Source organism: Collinsella aerofaciens, from assembly GCF_015561195.1.
Classification (GTDB): Bacteria; Actinomycetota; Coriobacteriia; order Coriobacteriales; family Coriobacteriaceae; genus Collinsella; species Collinsella aerofaciens_AC.
In genome coordinates, this window is the sequence record NZ_JADMSU010000004.1 from 125,768 (window position 1) to 141,131 (window position 15,364).

Annotated in this window: 15 protein-coding genes; 1 reads left to right on the forward strand and 14 read right to left on the reverse strand. The window is 58.1% G+C overall.

The features are described from left to right. Window positions 1-56: 56 nt before the first annotated feature. Window positions 57-2,450, reverse strand: a complete 2,394-nt coding sequence (locus tag I2H81_RS05550; protein WP_195644865.1) for a hypothetical protein — start codon at window positions 2,448-2,450, stop codon at window positions 57-59. Between the two features lie 205 nt (window positions 2,451-2,655). Next, window positions 2,656-4,284, reverse strand: coding sequence for a TonB N-terminal domain-containing protein (locus I2H81_RS05555; protein ID WP_195644866.1), 1,629 nt, complete (start codon window positions 4,282-4,284; stop codon window positions 2,656-2,658). Window positions 4,285-4,498: 214 nt separating this feature from the next. On the opposite strand from I2H81_RS05555, the gene I2H81_RS05560 reads away from it, so the two are divergent. Then, a complete protein-coding gene (locus tag I2H81_RS05560) occupies window positions 4,499-5,902 on the forward strand; it encodes a helix-turn-helix transcriptional regulator (protein WP_195644867.1) in 1,404 nt (467 codons plus the stop codon). 60 nt (window positions 5,903-5,962) lie between these two features. Here the strand turns inward: I2H81_RS05560 and I2H81_RS05565 are convergent, their stop codons facing one another. The 12 genes from I2H81_RS05565 to I2H81_RS05620 form a co-directional block, all read right to left on the reverse strand. Beyond that, entirely contained in the window at window positions 5,963-6,586 is a 624-nt protein-coding gene (locus tag I2H81_RS05565) for a cytidylate kinase-like family protein (RefSeq protein WP_195644868.1), read from the reverse strand. A gap of 48 nt (window positions 6,587-6,634) precedes the next feature. Then, entirely contained in the window at window positions 6,635-7,273 is a 639-nt protein-coding gene (locus I2H81_RS05570; RefSeq protein WP_055285379.1) for an amino acid ABC transporter permease, read from the reverse strand. A gap of 3 nt (window positions 7,274-7,276) precedes the next feature. Further along, a complete protein-coding gene (locus I2H81_RS05575; protein WP_035136546.1) occupies window positions 7,277-8,023 on the reverse strand; it encodes an amino acid ABC transporter permease in 747 nt (248 codons plus the stop codon). A 25-nt stretch (window positions 8,024-8,048) separates the two neighbouring features. Further along, window positions 8,049-8,924: a transporter substrate-binding domain-containing protein gene (locus tag I2H81_RS05580; protein WP_082435536.1), complete on the reverse strand. Its 876-nt coding sequence runs from the start codon at window positions 8,922-8,924 to the stop codon at window positions 8,049-8,051. 8 nt (window positions 8,925-8,932) lie between these two features. Continuing rightward, window positions 8,933-9,664 carry an amino acid ABC transporter ATP-binding protein gene (locus tag I2H81_RS05585; protein WP_022094215.1) on the reverse strand — a complete coding sequence of 244 codons (732 nt, stop codon included), beginning with the start codon at window positions 9,662-9,664 and terminating at the stop codon, window positions 8,933-8,935. Between the two features lie 247 nt (window positions 9,665-9,911). Then, window positions 9,912-10,355, reverse strand: coding sequence for a GatB/YqeY domain-containing protein (locus tag I2H81_RS05590; protein ID WP_006235801.1), 444 nt, complete (start codon window positions 10,353-10,355; stop codon window positions 9,912-9,914). Between the two features lie 54 nt (window positions 10,356-10,409). Continuing rightward, window positions 10,410-11,630 (reverse strand): peptidylprolyl isomerase, encoded by a 1,221-nt coding sequence (locus tag I2H81_RS05595; protein ID WP_195644869.1) that lies wholly within the window; start codon window positions 11,628-11,630, stop codon window positions 10,410-10,412. Between the two features lie 213 nt (window positions 11,631-11,843). Next, on the reverse strand, window positions 11,844-12,311 hold the full coding sequence (locus I2H81_RS05600; RefSeq protein WP_195644870.1) for a PTS sugar transporter subunit IIA: 468 nt from the start codon (window positions 12,309-12,311) through the stop codon (window positions 11,844-11,846). A 65-nt stretch (window positions 12,312-12,376) separates the two neighbouring features. After that, window positions 12,377-12,844 (reverse strand): PIN domain-containing protein, encoded by a 468-nt coding sequence (locus tag I2H81_RS05605; RefSeq protein ID WP_229108092.1) that lies wholly within the window; start codon window positions 12,842-12,844, stop codon window positions 12,377-12,379. Then, a complete protein-coding gene (locus tag I2H81_RS05610; RefSeq protein WP_195644872.1) occupies window positions 12,841-13,185 on the reverse strand; it encodes a type II toxin-antitoxin system RelB/DinJ family antitoxin in 345 nt (114 codons plus the stop codon). Before I2H81_RS05610 ends, I2H81_RS05605 begins: the two co-directional genes overlap by 4 nt. A gap of 284 nt (window positions 13,186-13,469) precedes the next feature. Beyond that, window positions 13,470-13,661, reverse strand: a complete 192-nt coding sequence (locus tag I2H81_RS05615) for a hypothetical protein (protein WP_195644873.1) — start codon at window positions 13,659-13,661, stop codon at window positions 13,470-13,472. A 42-nt stretch (window positions 13,662-13,703) separates the two neighbouring features. Next, window positions 13,704-15,359: a hypothetical protein gene (locus tag I2H81_RS05620; protein WP_195644874.1), complete on the reverse strand. Its 1,656-nt coding sequence runs from the start codon at window positions 15,357-15,359 to the stop codon at window positions 13,704-13,706. Window positions 15,360-15,364: the final 5 nt, after the last annotated feature.

Genomic DNA, 15,364 nt, shown 5'->3' on the forward strand with positions numbered 1-15,364 from the left:
TGGTGTTACAGATTGAGATTTTGTAAAAGCCGAGAATGGGCGCTGCCACCAAAAGCCTAGCGCTTGCGGCGCTTGGTCGCGGCGAGGCCGGCGGCGGCTACGGTTGCGCCGGCAATGCCTAGGGCGACGACCGTCATCGCGGTGGTGTCCCCCGTGGCCACCAGAGCAGCATCGCCCTTCTTGGCCTGCGTGGTTTTCTCAACCGTCTTGGTCGTGGCGGTTGTCGTGGCCGGCTTGGCCGCGGGCTTGGTCTCGGGCTTCACCTCGGGCTTGGTCTCGGGCTTCACCCCAGGCTGCGGCATCGGCTTGGGATCAGGCGTAGGCTGCGGATCGGGAGTCGGCGTGGCCTCGGGCGTAAAGGTCAAATCGGTGTTGAGCCACAGAGTGTAGATCCAACCGCTGTCCTCATCGGATACGCTATCCGCGACCTGGTAGCCGCACTCCTGGCCGTTGATCACCAGCTTGGTGTCGGACGTGAAGTAGAAGCCGCGCGCGGACTTGAGGTAGATGCCGTAGCGATAGGTCACGCCAGGCTTAAAGGCGTCGATGTGGTTCGTAATGTTCTGATCCCAGAAATCCACGGAGTTCACTTCGCTGCCGTCGCTGCCCGTCCAGAACTCACACTGAGGAAGGGAGTTGGAACCCGTCGGAACATTCGCCGTAAAGACCGGCCTATCGCCCGCCTTGAAGGTGGTCGTGGCGCCGTTAACCTCGATAACGTCGATGGCACGCCATTCGTCAATCGGCTGCTCGCACAGCATATTGACAGCGTTTGGCGCGAAGACACCGTTGACGGTCTTAATGTGGTGCACCCAACGGCCGTTGACGTTCATTTCGCAGTCATCAGCCACGGTATTGTCGCCCTTGAGCCTCAGCTCGACGGAATACATGTAGAACTTGCCCTCCTCGAAGTGGTCAATCTTCTTCATGCCCGGCGTGTACTTTGCGGGGTCGGAATACCAGAAGGCAACGGGCTTGAGCTCCGCAGGGTCGCTGCCATCCATCTCTTCCCAGCACTCATAGGCGATCTCGTACTTATCGGCGTCGGCAGCGGGGATCGTCGCGGTCGCGCGCGGCGCCTCACCGGGCGCGTAGTCGGTCTTCACGTCGTTGACGTTCAGGTTATGGAGGGCTTCGTTTTCCGACGAAGCAGGCATCGTAATTGTTTTAATAGCAGGGACATACAGGAATTCTCCGCTTAGACTCGACTTTACGGTTTCCCCGTTTACGGTAACAACGGTTTCATCGCTGAAGGAATATCCGTCTTTTGGCTTCAGCATAAGAGAATACACGTACTCTTTCCCGCTTTTAAACTTTGTAATAGTCGGCAGGGAACCATGTGAGCCGTTATCGGAATACCAGGCAGCAATGGGTTCGTTGTTTTCAAATTCCTGCCAGCATTCATAAGCGATTTCGTATTTATCTGCATCGTAGTTAGGGACACCTGCCGTCGCCTGCGGACCAGTATCCAGCTGCCAATTGAAGTTCGTATTCTGAACATTGGCAAAGGAGATGGATTCCGATTCTGATTCCGCTGCCGGGATAACAAGGCACGCCCTCTCGTAGACATGGGTGCGGGTGTAGTAGTCATCCCGGATCTCGTTAATAGTGGGTTTCCCGGTCGCCTCGGTGTCTCCTTTAAAGGCGTCGTCCGGATCACCGATGATGATATTCCCGGGCTCTGTACCCGTATACGTAAGCTTGGATCCATCATAGGTGGTCGTCATCTTGGACTTATTCTCCTTGTACTCCGTAAAGTACTTCTGTTCCTCCTTCTGTCTCTGAATCTTGCTGATATCCAGGGTAAGCGTTGTTTCATTGCTCGCACTGTCATACGCCGCATGGACGATCAAGTCCCCCAGGCCGATAAAAGTCAAAGCGCTACCATCGAGAGCAGACTGGTCTCCATCTACAAGGGCAATCCCCTTCACATACTCAATCGTTTCTTCTTTCTTGATGTCGGTGTAATTGTTCCGCACCGTAATATTGACCCTAACGCCGCTGCCGCCAACAACATCGGTCACACCGCAGGGCATGATGGCGTCATTCGCCGGCGTGGCGGCGTTATCGCTGAGAGTGTTTTGCTCAGCGGGTGCCGCATCGCTAGATTCATCGGCGGTGCCAGCCGGAGTCGTCTGCTGAGGTTCAGCGACGGTTTGTACCGTCGGGGCAGCATCGGTTGCAGGCGCGGTCGAAGCAGCTGGTGCGGTCGTCGCAGCCGCATCCTCCGCAACCGCCGGCGTCACCGGAGCCGCGGCAACCTCGTCCGTCCCAGCGGCGGGATCGGCGCATTCGTTCGCCAGCGCCACGCTCGGCAGCAGCAGCTGGCCGACCATAAGCGCACACGCGCCGACGCACGCGATTTTGGCACCCACACAACGCCAGGTATCGTGAACCAGCGAGCAGGTACGCTCACGCTGAGTTTGCTTATCAAAGTGGCTTCCGTTCATAACGGCCTCCTTGGTCGATGGGCCATACCACCACAAAGGTGCCTGTCCCCTTTGTGGTGGTCCTGTACCACCAAGATGTGTCAAATGACTCCGTATGCCTAGGTTCGTAGATGTGAACCTAGGCCTCTACCTGCGGAAATACAAAGAGCCACCGCAAGGGCATTTATGCCCACGCGGCGGCTGAAAATGACTATGAAAGCTTACGCTAGCGGTTGCGGCGCTTGGACGCGACGAAGCCGGCGCCGATGACGGACGCACCGGCGATGCCGAGGGCTGCCGCCGCCATCGCGGCGCTATCGCCCGTGGCGGCCAGGGCGTCGGAAGCGCTTTTGGCGCCGGCGGCAGTCTTGGTCGTAACGGTCTTGGTAACCGCCGTGGTGGTCTTTGCGTCCTTATCTACGGGCTTGGGGTCAGGCTTCTGCTCGGGATTGGGCATAGGATCGGGCTCCGGTGTCGGCTCGGGCTCCGGTGTCGGCTCCGGCTCCTGCCCGTCTCCAAAATCAATCACTACATCATGGGCGACCTCGGCAGAACCGACGATATCCGTAATAGCAGACGAACCGGCAACACCGACGACCTGCCCGTTCTGGGAGCTCGGCCATTTCCCCGTATCAACAACCTTTTTCACATCGCGCACGGCACCATCCGTCGGAGTCGTAATCATCGCGTTCCCGCGCGGCTCGCCCCAGCTCAAATCAATCATTGCAGCACGGAACAGCGTCGCAGTCGCGTCGTTGCAGTTGATCGCATAGATTCCCGCAGTCGCGCCCGAAGCCTCAATCTTCGATTTGCGAATCTTGATACGAGGCGTTTCCGACCCGGTGTTTGCCTCTGCCATGATTCCAAAACTTTGATTGCGGACGGCATCGATGCCGTTTGCAGCAGACAGGCTTCGAGACGTAAGATTCGACTTCTCGACAAGCATCCACACCGCACCGCTTTGCGAACGCGCGCTGATGCCCGCCGAGAGCGAAGCCGCACTGCCGGCGGAAAGCGCGACATCGGCTCCGTTGACGATTTTCATGAGGGTATTCTTTTTGATACCGACCGTATTGATGCACACGGAAACCTGCCAGGCATCGGCTGTCTTGATCGACAGGTTGGCGGCATCGATCGTGACGTCGCCCCCGTGCACGGAGACATAATCCGGTTCTTCCTGCTCGCCTTCCTGAGCAGCGTGTCTACTGGGAAGGTTATCGGCAAAGATACCGTAGGTGCCCACCGTTGGACGCCAAGATCCTTCCGCCGATTTTGCCTCGATTTTGACATCGGCACCCTTATCGATCGTCACGCTGCCGGCCGTCGCGCGAATGCCCGTCACACTGTTCACTGCGCCCGAAGCCGTCACGTTGACGTTGGCGCCGCTGATGGTCACATCGCCACCCGCATTGCCGTCGCCTTCCGCCGCAATCACATCGGTCTGAGCCGTCGCATTAAGGGTGCCATCGCCGGTAATGGCAAGGTTACCGTTCTTAACAGCAATGGCGCTCTGCCCGGCGTCGGCCGTGACGGTGTTGGTGCCCGTCACGCCGATGGTGAGGTTGCCCTTGGCGCCGATGGAGCCGCCATCGTAGCCGTTGAGCTTCATGTCGTTAGCGCCATCCCAGGACCAGGTTCCTGCCTCGTCGCCGGCAGCGGTGCCCGCGTCGTACTGCGTGCCGCCCACGTTGACCCAGTCGGCGGCGAGCGCCACGCTCGGCAGCAGCAGCTGGCCGGCCATGAGCACGCAGGTCCCCACGCAGGCGAGTTTTGCGCCCACGCGGCGCCATGTTCCGTGGGAGAGCGAGCACGCGCGGCCGTGGTCGATTGGGTTGTCATGGATTTGCTTTCGCATATGAGCCTCCTTGTCGTAAGGGGTGCTTCTGTAACACCATGTTACGGGAAGATATCCGGATCCCGGGGCACAAATTCTCAAGTGGCGCATCTGCCAGCGCAAAAGGCAACGAGCATGCGATTGCCAAGCGCACCCCGCCCCCCGAAAGGCCCGCCCCCTACCGCCATGGTCTACAATCGAGGGCACGATAATTCGTCCATCCAAAGGACCGTCCTTGAACCTGAGCAAGCCTAAAATCAACGCGCTTCTGGCACTCGCGCTTTTTACCTTCGCCTTTCTTTCCGCCGAGTTTCGCTTCGATATCAATGTCGGGCTGCTCTCCGGTGCCGAACGCGTTGTGCTCGCACAGGGCTTCATCCTAGGCGCCAGCGTGATCGGCCTTATCGGATACGCTCCGCTGCTTGGGCACGCGCAGCGCAAAGGCCAGCCCCAGGCAGCTGTCAGTGCCGCCGCCCCCATCGCCATCTTGGGGCTGATTCAGATTCAGTTCCCCACGAGCCCGCTTGCGCTCGAGATTCTGGGATGCCTCGCATTCCTCGGACTCGGCCTACTGGGCGCCGCAGCGCACCACGCCTTTTCGTTGGCATTCCAAGATGACCCCAAACTCGCCACCGGCGCAGGAGCAGCCTATGCCGCGGGCATCCTGATGCAGTTCGCCATCAACCTGCTCAATTGCGGCGGCATCGCAGAGCTCATCGTCCTTGGCATAGCGACCATCGCCATCTCCGCACTCAGCGTCGTTCCCCAAAAGGCCGCCGAGAGCTCCAGCCGCGCCATCAATCCCTTTGTTGAGCCCTCGCACGCCCTCGCCAAGCAGGCATGCTGGAGCATCGCGCTCATCATGATTCTTGCCTGCTTGTTCTCGACCCTGGACAACGTGGTCACGCTCTCCAACGCCCACGGCACCATTGCCGTGCAAACATGGCCGCGCCTCTTTTTGGCGGCGAGCGGCCTTGCCGCCGGCATTATCTTTGATCTTGCCGAACGCCGATACATGGGACTCGTCATGCTCGGCATCGCCGTACTCTCGACCATTTCCATCCTAGCCGTAGAGGCCGGGGCCGATCCCAACCTGGGCCTTATCGTCTTTTACCTGAGCTCGGGCTTTTTCGTCACGTTCTTCACCGCCACCTTTACACAGCTGGCACCGCGCATGCATGCGCCCGCCCTCTGGGCCGGCATGGGACGCGCCGCCAACAACATGTGCGCGTTCACTACATCGGGAATCTCGCTGACACTTGTAACCTCGGGCAATGTTGCTCTCATCATGATCGGTGCGCTCGTTTTGCTCGTCGCGGCTTGCGTGGCATTCGTTGCCGCCGGCCTGTTCCGTCTACCCCAGACCAAGCAGGAACGCGAACATCAACAGCTTGCCGAGGAAGCACTGGCAGCGCCGAGTATCGAAGAGCAACGCCAGGCCTTCATCAGCGACCACGGCCTCACCCCGCGCGAAGTGGACGTGCTGGTAGCCGTAACTCAGGATGAACGCCCACTCAAGCAGGTCGCCGAGGAACTCGGCATCTCGATGCGCATGGTGCAGCGCCACCTAAGCTCTATCTACCAAAAGACCGACACGCAGACGCGCGCCGGTCTCACCAAGGCCTTCCCCTCGGCCTAAAAACAAAAACCACCACAAAGGTGCCTGTGCCCCTTTGTGGTGGTTCTCGCTCGGCTGCGGTTAGCCCTCGAGCTGTGCCAGCTTGTAGCGGTAGGCCGCCGCGATGACGTCTTTGCAGCCCTCGCGGCCCAACTTGGCGCGGTTGACGACGATGTCCTTGCCACTCGTCATCTTCCACTTTCCGGCGCTGTAGCGCTTATAGAACGCCTCGCGCGCCTTCTGCTGCTGTTTGACCAGCTTGGCGCCCTTCTTTTTGTTAAGTCCGCGCTTCTTGCGCACGATTTCGACGCGGTCCTCAAAGGGTGCGGTCACCAACACGGCAATGTGGTTGGGGTTGTTACGTAGCAGGTAATCGGACAGACGGCCTTCGATAATGCAGCTCTCGGTCTCGCCCAGGTCCAAAATCACCTGGCTCATCTTTTGGAACAACTTATCCGAGTACGAGCGCGCGTCGTAGCGGTCGGGCAAAAACGCCATGTTCTCCACAGCCAGGCGCTCGTCGTAGACGGCCATCTTATCGAGCGACTCGCCCGCACGCAGCGACGCGCGCACCAGCAGCTCGTTATCGTACAGTGGAATCCCCAACTCGTCGGCAAGCATGCGACCAATCTCGTGGCCCTCGGCGCCAAAGTCGCGCGCGATGGTAATGACCACAGGATTCTTCTTATTCTCCAGATCGCTCATCGCGATTCCTTTCTCTGTGTGACAAAGGGGCTGTCCCTTTGCCACATTCTACGCTGCCACAATACGGCGCTGATAGGCTCGGACCAGCAGCGAGATACCAAAGTTGAGCACAAAGTACATCGCAAACACCAGGCCGTAGAGCATAAGCACCTGCGACAGGTCGATCGCATGGGCCATCACGACGTTTGCCGTGTACATGAGCTCGGCCACGTTAATGCCCGAAAGATACGAGCTGTCCTTAATGACGGTCGTGCACTGGCTAAACAGCGCCGGAATGATCGTCTTAAATGTCTGCGGCAGAATGATGTAGCGCATGGTGGCAAAGAAGCCGAAGCCCTGGCTCTGCGCCGCCTCAAACTGGCCGCGCGGAATCGAGTTGAGGCCGCCGCGCACAATCTCGGCCATAACAGCGCTGGTAAACAGCGTAAAGGCGATGGTCGAAATCACAATGTCCAAACCCTGCACTGTAAAGTAGATAAACAGGATCCACAGCAGGTTCGGCGTGCAACGGAACAGCTCGATATAGGCGCTCACCAAAATACGGAACGGGCGGGGCGCATAGCTTTTAACGAGCGCCAGCACCGTACCAAAGATGAGCGAGAAAAAGATCGACAGCGCCGAGATCTCGATTGTCTTAACAAAGCCGCCCCAAATGTAGAGCAGGTTGGTCGCGTTGAAGATTTCCATGCGCTAGGCCTCCTCTACGTTGTCGAGCCCCAGCTCGGCCAGGCTCACGCCGCGCGGACGCTCCTTGGAGCGGCGCTCGAGCCACTGCACCAGCATGGCGAGCGGAAAGCAGATGATGAAGTACATAAGGCAGCAGACGATGTATCCCTGCAGGTAACCGTACAAACTCACAAAGTTGTCGGAACGGTACATAAGATCGCCGCCGGCCACAAGCGCGAGCACCGACGTGTTCTTGACCAAGTTGAGCGCCTGGTTACACAGCGGCGGCAGAATGATCTTGAATGTCTGGGGCAACACGATGTACCAGTACGCCTGCGCACGGGTGAAGCCCTGGCTCTGGGCTGCCTCCATCTGACCGCGCGGAACCGCCTCGATACCAGTCCGGATGACCTCCGAAATGTAGGCCGCGTGATACAGGCCCACGCCCAAGAAGCCCAGCACGAACGGCGCGATGCGCACCGGCTGATCGGCACCGGTTATGGCCTGCAAAAACTGCGGACCGGCCATGTACATAAAGAGCACCTGCACGGGCAACGGGGTGTTCTGGTAAAACTCCACGTACACGCGGCTTATGGCGCGCAGTACGCGCGAGCGAGTGGTAGAGAACACGCCCAGCAGCGTGCCCAGCACCAGCGACAGCAGCAGGCCGGCAACGACCACCTGCAGCGTCACGCCAAAGCCCTCCCAGAAGGGCCCCATGTTTTGAAATGTCGTCGACCAACGGTCGGCGTCAAATAATCCTTCGAGCATTTGATTCCTTCCTTGGACGATGCGCCTATACAAGACCCCAGGTCTTGACCTCTTGGTCGAGCCAGCCATCGGCCAGGCGATCGCAAATCACCTGATCGACCACGGCCGAAAGGTCGCAGCCCTTCTTGGTCGCCACGCCGTAGCCCTGCTCGCCAAACTTGACCTCGGGCTGCAACAGCTCAACGGTCTCGTTCATGTAACCGGCCAGCGTGGAGCGGTCCATGGCAAAGACGTCGATATTGCCGGCGTCGAGCGAACTCTTGATGATGGGATAGCCGCTAAAGGCCCTAAACTCGGGCTTGCAGCTAAAGCCGTTGTCCTTGATCATCTGCTCGATCAGGCCCTGCGTGGTGGCACCCTGGCTCACGCCAATAACCTTGCCGTCCAGGTCCTCAATCGAGGTAAAGCCCGAACGCTTCTTGACCATGAGTCCCACGTAGTCGGTGCGGTACGGCGTCGAGAAATCCCAGCTCTTCTTGCGCTCGTCGGTGATGGTGTAGGTCGCCGCGACCACGTCGAGCTGGCCGTTATCGATCAGTGGGCCGCGCGTCTTGGGCGTTACGTCGGTAAACTCGACAAGCTCCTGGGCGCGGGCCTCCTTGTAGCTCACGCCGAAGACGGCAGCGGCGATCTGGTAGCACAAATCGACTTCCATGCCCTCAAAGCGGCCCTTGGCGGTGTCGTAATAGCCGTAGCCGGGAACATCCTTCTTAACGCCGGCATTCAGATGGCCACGCGACTTAATGGCCGCAAGCTTGGACCCCTTGTCGGAGCCCTCGCCACTGGTGGAGTTGCCGCAACCGGTAAGCGCGGTCCCCGTCAACGCGAGCATGCCGGCGCCCGCCAGCTGCAAAAAGTGACGGCGCGACACGGCCGCCCTCGTCATATCCGTCATGTCCATCACCGCGCCTAGTGCAGAATCTTGGACAGGAACTCGCGGCAGCGCGGGTTCTCGGGGTTATCGAAGAAGTGCTCGGGCGTGCCCTCCTCCAAAATGCGGCCGTCCTCCATAAAGATGACGCGGTCGGCCACCTGGCGTGCAAAGCCCATCTCGTGCGTCACGCAGATCATGGTGATATCTTCCTGCGCAAGCTCGATCATAACGTCCAGAACCTCCTGGACCATCTCGGGGTCGAGCGCCGAGGTCGGCTCGTCAAACAGGATGATGGGCTGCTTGGTGCACAGAGCACGGGCGATGGCGATGCGCTGCTGCTGGCCGCCCGAGAGATTCTGCGGATACTCACCGGCCTTATGCGCCATGCCAACACGCTTGAGCGCGGCGATGGCGATCTCGGTCGCCTCCTCCTTGCTCTTCTTTTGCAGCTTGATGGGCGCGAGCGTCAGGTTGCCCAGCACCGTCATGTTGGGATACAGGTTGAACTGCTGAAACACCATGGAGCTGTACTTGCGAGCCATCTCCAGGTGGTTCTTTTTGGTGAGCGGCGTACCGTCGATGACGACCTCGCCCGACGTGGGCTCCTCCAGATAATCGACGCAACGGATGAGCGTCGACTTACCCGAACCGGAAGGCCCGATCATTACGAGCTTCTCGCCGCGCTTGACGGTGAGGTTGATATCTTTGAGCACATGCAGGTCGCCAAAGTACTTGTTGAGATGCTTGATCTCGATCATGTCTGCCATGAATATTCCTTCCCTGCGTTTACACGAGTTGAACTATTGTACGGAAAGAACCGCGTTTCCGCAGCCCACACTACATTCCCGTAAAGAACCCGCAACCTTTAAGCCACTCATTGGGGACAGACTTAAATGAGTACCCGCTCATTGGGCACTCATTTAAGTCTGTCCCCAATGAGTGCCCAGCCCAGCAAAAAGGGGCGCGACCATGACGGTCACGCCCCCTCAACATCAACTATGTACCGCTCGACCCTTAAGCCAGCTTTGCTCCGACGATCTTTGCCGCTGCCGGCTTGTCGAAGTTGCCGCCGGTGGCCTTGCCCAGCGCGCCCATGACCTGGCCCATCTGCTTCTTGGACGTGGCACCCAGCTCGGCGATGACCTGCTCGATCAGAGCCTCGAGCTCCTCGCCCGAAACCTGCGCGGGCAGCAGGCTCTCCAGAATCTTGACCTGCTCGGTCAGGTTGTCGGTACGCTCCTGGTCGGTGCCGGCCTTGATGGACATCTCCAGCGTCTCGCTCGTCTGCTTGATCAGACGCTTGATCATGCTGTTGACGTCTTCCTCGGTCACATCGCGGCGCTCATTGACCTCGATATTCTTCACCTCGGCCTTGACCTGGCGAATGATGGACAGGCGAACCTTGTCCTTGGCCTTCATGGCCGCGATCATTTCCTTCTGCAGTTCTTCGTTGGTCATCTGCAAATCCTCTCTAATAGCGTGGGCGGAACTCACACGAGCGCCGCCCCATGATTACTCAGTCGTCGACGAATCGTCGGTCGAACTCTTGGTGACGCCCTTCAGGCTGACGTTGTACGGCACGTCCTTGGGCATGGGGTTAACGGTGATGTCGGCATCCTTCTTGTACTGCTCCAGCCACTCGCTGTACGCGGTGCTGGCCGCTTGCGTCTTCACCACATTGGAAACGTACTTCTTGATGGCCTTGGGCACCTGGTTGATGTCATCGACCTGATTATCGACATGGAAGTAGTCGGTGCACTTGATGATGTGGTAGCCATAGGTCGACTCGACGACTTCGCTCACATCGCCCTTGTTGAGCCCCTCGAGCGCCGTCTGGTAGCTGTCGACGAAAGTGGTTAGCTTATCCCAGCCCACATCGCCCTTCTTCTCCTTGGAACCGGTGTCTTCGGAGTACTGCTCAACGGCGTCCTCAAAGCTCAGCTCACCAGAGTTGATCTTGTCCAGACACTCCTGCGCCTTGGCCTTGGCGGCAGCCTTGTCCTCGTCGGAAGCGTCGGAATCAACCTTGATCAGAATATTCGACGAGCGACGGGCGTCGTTGTAACTGGACAGATTTTCGTTGATGTAATCGACAATCTCGCTGTCCTTGGGCTTGCTGGTGGGTGCCACGGCATCCTTGAGCTTCTGCTGCGCTAGGCTCTCCTTGAGCGAGTCCTTGTAGGTGTCCTCGGTGTAGCCGTAGGTCTTGAGGGTCTTCTTAAAGGCCTTGGCACCGCCAGCGCTCTTGCACGCGTCCTTCCAAGCCTTCTCGATCTCCTCGTCCGACACCGTCACGCCGTTCTCCTTCTGTGCCTGTTGAAGCAGAATCTGCTGCGTGTAGGAGTCGATGAGTTGCTTGCGGTACTTCTTGGGCGTGAGGTCGTTGTCGACCAGATACTGCGCCCAATCCTTATCCTTGGTGTAGCCGTAGGACGTGCGCATGCTCATGATCTGCTTGGTCACGGTGTCCTCGGTGAGGTTGGTGCCGTTGATAGTAGCAGCAACACCGCCAGTCAGCTTGTAGCCCGAGGTGTCCTCGGCCTGCGACATAAGGCCGGAGCATGCCATGGCCGAGACGGAAAGCAGCATTGCCAGCACGCCGATAACCACCAGGACGATCTTGACGGTCTTGGACACATAGGTCTTGCGCTGCTTCTTGCGAGAGCTGGAGGCGGCGCGGGACCGTTGCTCGGGCGTCGGCGCGACCTCGGGGTTCTTTTTCTTGTTTGCCATGTTTGGCCTTTCACATCACGAATCGAACAAACGCCATTGTGTCACAACGCAGCCCCCGCGGCACACCTGGTGCAAAGGGGACAGGTTAATCTGCACCATTTTGGTGCAAAGGGGACAGGTCTGGCAGTTGGCAGCTAGGGACGTTCCTTTTCTGCCGGCAGATGGGGACTGTCCCTACCTGCCGGCAGAAAAGGAACGTCCCCGAGTGCCGCTTTAGAAGTGGCGGCGGATGGCGTCGACCATGCCCTGCGGCGTGGTCTGGCCGAGTACATCGGCTGCAGCGTCGGCATCCATAAAGATATTCATAAGCGCTTGCAGGGCCTCGACCTGGCCGCCCGGCTCGGCAATGCCCAGGTTGATGACGATCTGCGCCGGCACCGGGGCGCCCATGCCCGCCATCGCGTTGAACATCACAGGTGCGGCGGGCTTCACCACCGCGATATAGGGCTTGGCCACAAATCCCGGATCGGTATGCGGAATGGCGATGTTTGCCGCCGGCATGGCAAGACCCGTGGGATAGGCATCCTCGCGCGTGCGGACGGCATCGAGCCAACCGGGCGCAATGTAGCCGCGAGGCGCAAGCTCGTCCTCGAGCCGCGCAAACATCTCATCCGGCGTCGCGCACTCCCAATCAAAAAACACCAGCTCGGGCGAGAATAGCATCTCGGCGTTATCCGCCATACCGTCCTCCAAAGTTGCATGAGGTTCACAATGCCCCATATGATAACGAAACGAGGCAGGCAAGGTTAGCCGAGGATTCCAATCATATCGAGTGCGCGGGCAGGCGTCAGGCAAACTTCGGGCATCGCCTCCAGCATGCGCCGGTCACTCGTGACCACGTAGTCAACATCTGCCGTCTCGCCCGAAGCGATGATGAGGTTATCTTCAAGATCCGGCATGCGCTTGCCAAGCATGCGTGCCATCTCGCACTCTGCCAACGAAAGCGGGGAGGCGGTTGCCACCTGCATCATGTGCTCAATGCAGACCCACGACGCCGAGGCAAACGACACGTTAATCCCATTCACATTCCGCCGGGCTAGTCGCCGAGGCAAAATATAGAACACATCTTTTGCCGTCGTTGGCGCATACAGAAGGTCGATCTTTCCCGCCTCGGCCAGTTCAACCAATCTTTTCGCTTCGTCGAACGCCCCCTCTTGCAGGTAATAATCGAGCCAAACGTTCGTATCTACCAAGAGATGCTTTGCCTCAATCATCGGCAATTCGCCTCGATGTCGGCAATCATCGCGTCATACATATCATCTCGTACGGCATCCCAGTCTTCCGCAGATGATCCAACTGGCGCAAAATCCGAAGGGCTTAGTCCCAACGAGGAGAAAGCTAGGCCACACCCCCGCTCGGCCAGACTCTCCGCACGGGGCGCCTCGCGCTTATCCGCCACCATAAATCCCGGCAACGCTTGGTGCTCGACAAGATAGACCCAAAGCGCGCGAATGGCATCGCTCGGCCCCAATCCATTGCGAGTTAGGACCGCATCGCCACCAGCTTTGAGCATAGGATCGATTCGCGTGTTGAGCTGCACCGTTGCTGTACCCATAGCGGCTCCTTTCTACGTGCTAGCAGTATAGCAAACCTATTAGGCCACACAAAAGGGCCCCGTCCACGTACGGACAAGGCCCTGTCAGATTGGTAGTCTCGAGAAAGTTGGTGTAGCGCCCGATCCGAAGCGAGTCGGCCTGGCGTCCAAGAACCTAGAATACGGTTGATGCCCTATGCCGCCGACCGGCATATGAAAGACAGCGGGCCAAAAGCCCCATGGCTTCTAGCCCGCAGAAACATCGATGTTTCCAAATGATCGCAGCTTGTGTTTCGAGCGCTTTTCTACGCTACCGGCGGATGCAAATCCCAATCGGGAAAGCAGTTTGCAAAGCCTGAGAGATTTTGAGTCAAAACATTGTTCTCAGCTTGTTTCAGTCGCTCGTCCTCTTCAAACAGACTATCGAGCTCGCTCAATGCATCGAAGTCCTGCATCGCAGCATCGTTATGGTCGAAATCAGTCGCTTCATCAGTCATCTATTTCACTCCGTTCATGGTTATCGAGACAAATCCTACCGGCTAGGCAACCTTTTCAAGCTTAAGCAGGTCGCTGCGCTCGGCCGCAGCTTCCTTCGCGCTCTTCCACTGATTAAGCGCCAGATCGATCTCGGAACAGCCTTCCTGGATGCGTTTGGAGTATTTGGCCTCAATCTCTTCTGCCTCCGTAGCGCGCTGCTTGCCCGAGAGGCTCGTCTTTACTAGACAATAGCCAGCCCCCGCAAGAAGCAGAATGCCAATAACCTGGTTTACAAACGCAAAGAAAGCTACTCCCAAAACAGCGAGGACAACGGCCGCTATCTTGTGGCTCTTGTTGCCCTTCGCAACCTTGACATCAAGCTCAGCGAGCTCCTTTTTCTTCTCTTCACCGACATAGCGAACATAATCGCCGCGCAGCGCATTACCCTCATCGCCGGTAACCGCCCTGCTTGTCCATCCGTCGAAGTCAAGGGTGATCGCCTGCGGAAATTCGGGGATGTCGCTCTTGCGATACCGGTTGAAACCACCGTTGATATAGGAACCCAAAAACTGAATCGCGGTCTTCTTCTTATGCACATCCACAGACGCACTCTGGTCGCGCATCGAGCGTGTCATCTGGTCGATGATGTTCATCGTCTGCTGACGCTTCTCATCGCGGCGACGATTGACGAGCTCTCGGGCGCGCTCCACGTCTCCGCCAAATGCCTTGACCGCAAGAAGATACTCCTCCTGGCGGCGCAAATTTCGCTCCTTGGAGTCATCGGAGTTAACGAGCTCCATCAAATGCCTGTCAACCTGCTCGGCAAGCGTCCTCTCGTCAACATCAGAAGCCTTGAGGTCGGCGAAGTCATTGGAGATGCTCTCGATTGCCTCGACTTTTCCGAGATACTTATTGATGTAGTCAAACTCCTTGACCACCACCTTGAGCGCCGGATATCTCGAACTCATATCCTCCTCGTAGCCGGTAAAGTACTCCGCCCATGACTCTGACTGCTCATTCTCGAACTCAGGGCTCTGATTTCTGATCTGCTCGATCCAGCCCGCCATATAGTCGTCGCACAGGTGCTTTTCGTCGGTTCCAAAGATGCCGTTGATATAGGCATCGATGTAGACCATCGCATCGGCATCGATGCGGGCGGCGTTTTGCGTCGAGAAGTAGCGCGCTAACCATTCGTAGCACGTAGCCGTGCGGTTATTACGTCTGCAGATCAGAGCCATCGCAAGCGACGTGTGCTCGTTGTCACGTTTGACAGCCTCGCGTATTGCGCGCTCTGCAAGATCTCGGTTGTTGTTGATCCATGCCGCAAGGGCAACCAGGACAGGTGCCAGCCAGTAGTCCGGGGTAGAGATCATTAACTCCTCGGAGACCGTCGAAATCGTCGCCTTGCGCACGAGCGCCGCATCGGTTGCCTGGAGAATACCGACCATGGTGTTTCGAACCACTGAGTAGTTGCCGAACTTTTTGTCCATCTCCTGCCGGACGCTCACGAGCTCCGTAGTCGCCTGCTCAAGTGCGGCGGTACGACGCTGCTCGAGCATCATCTCGAGAAAGTCCTTTCGGAGCTTTTTAAGGTCCTTCCGCACTTCCTCCATTTGCGATTCGACCTTATCGACCTTCGTGGTCATCTGGTCAACTTTTGTTCCAATAGCGGCGATCCTGCGCTCGATAAGGACAGTATCTACTCCCGAATCACTCATCTGTA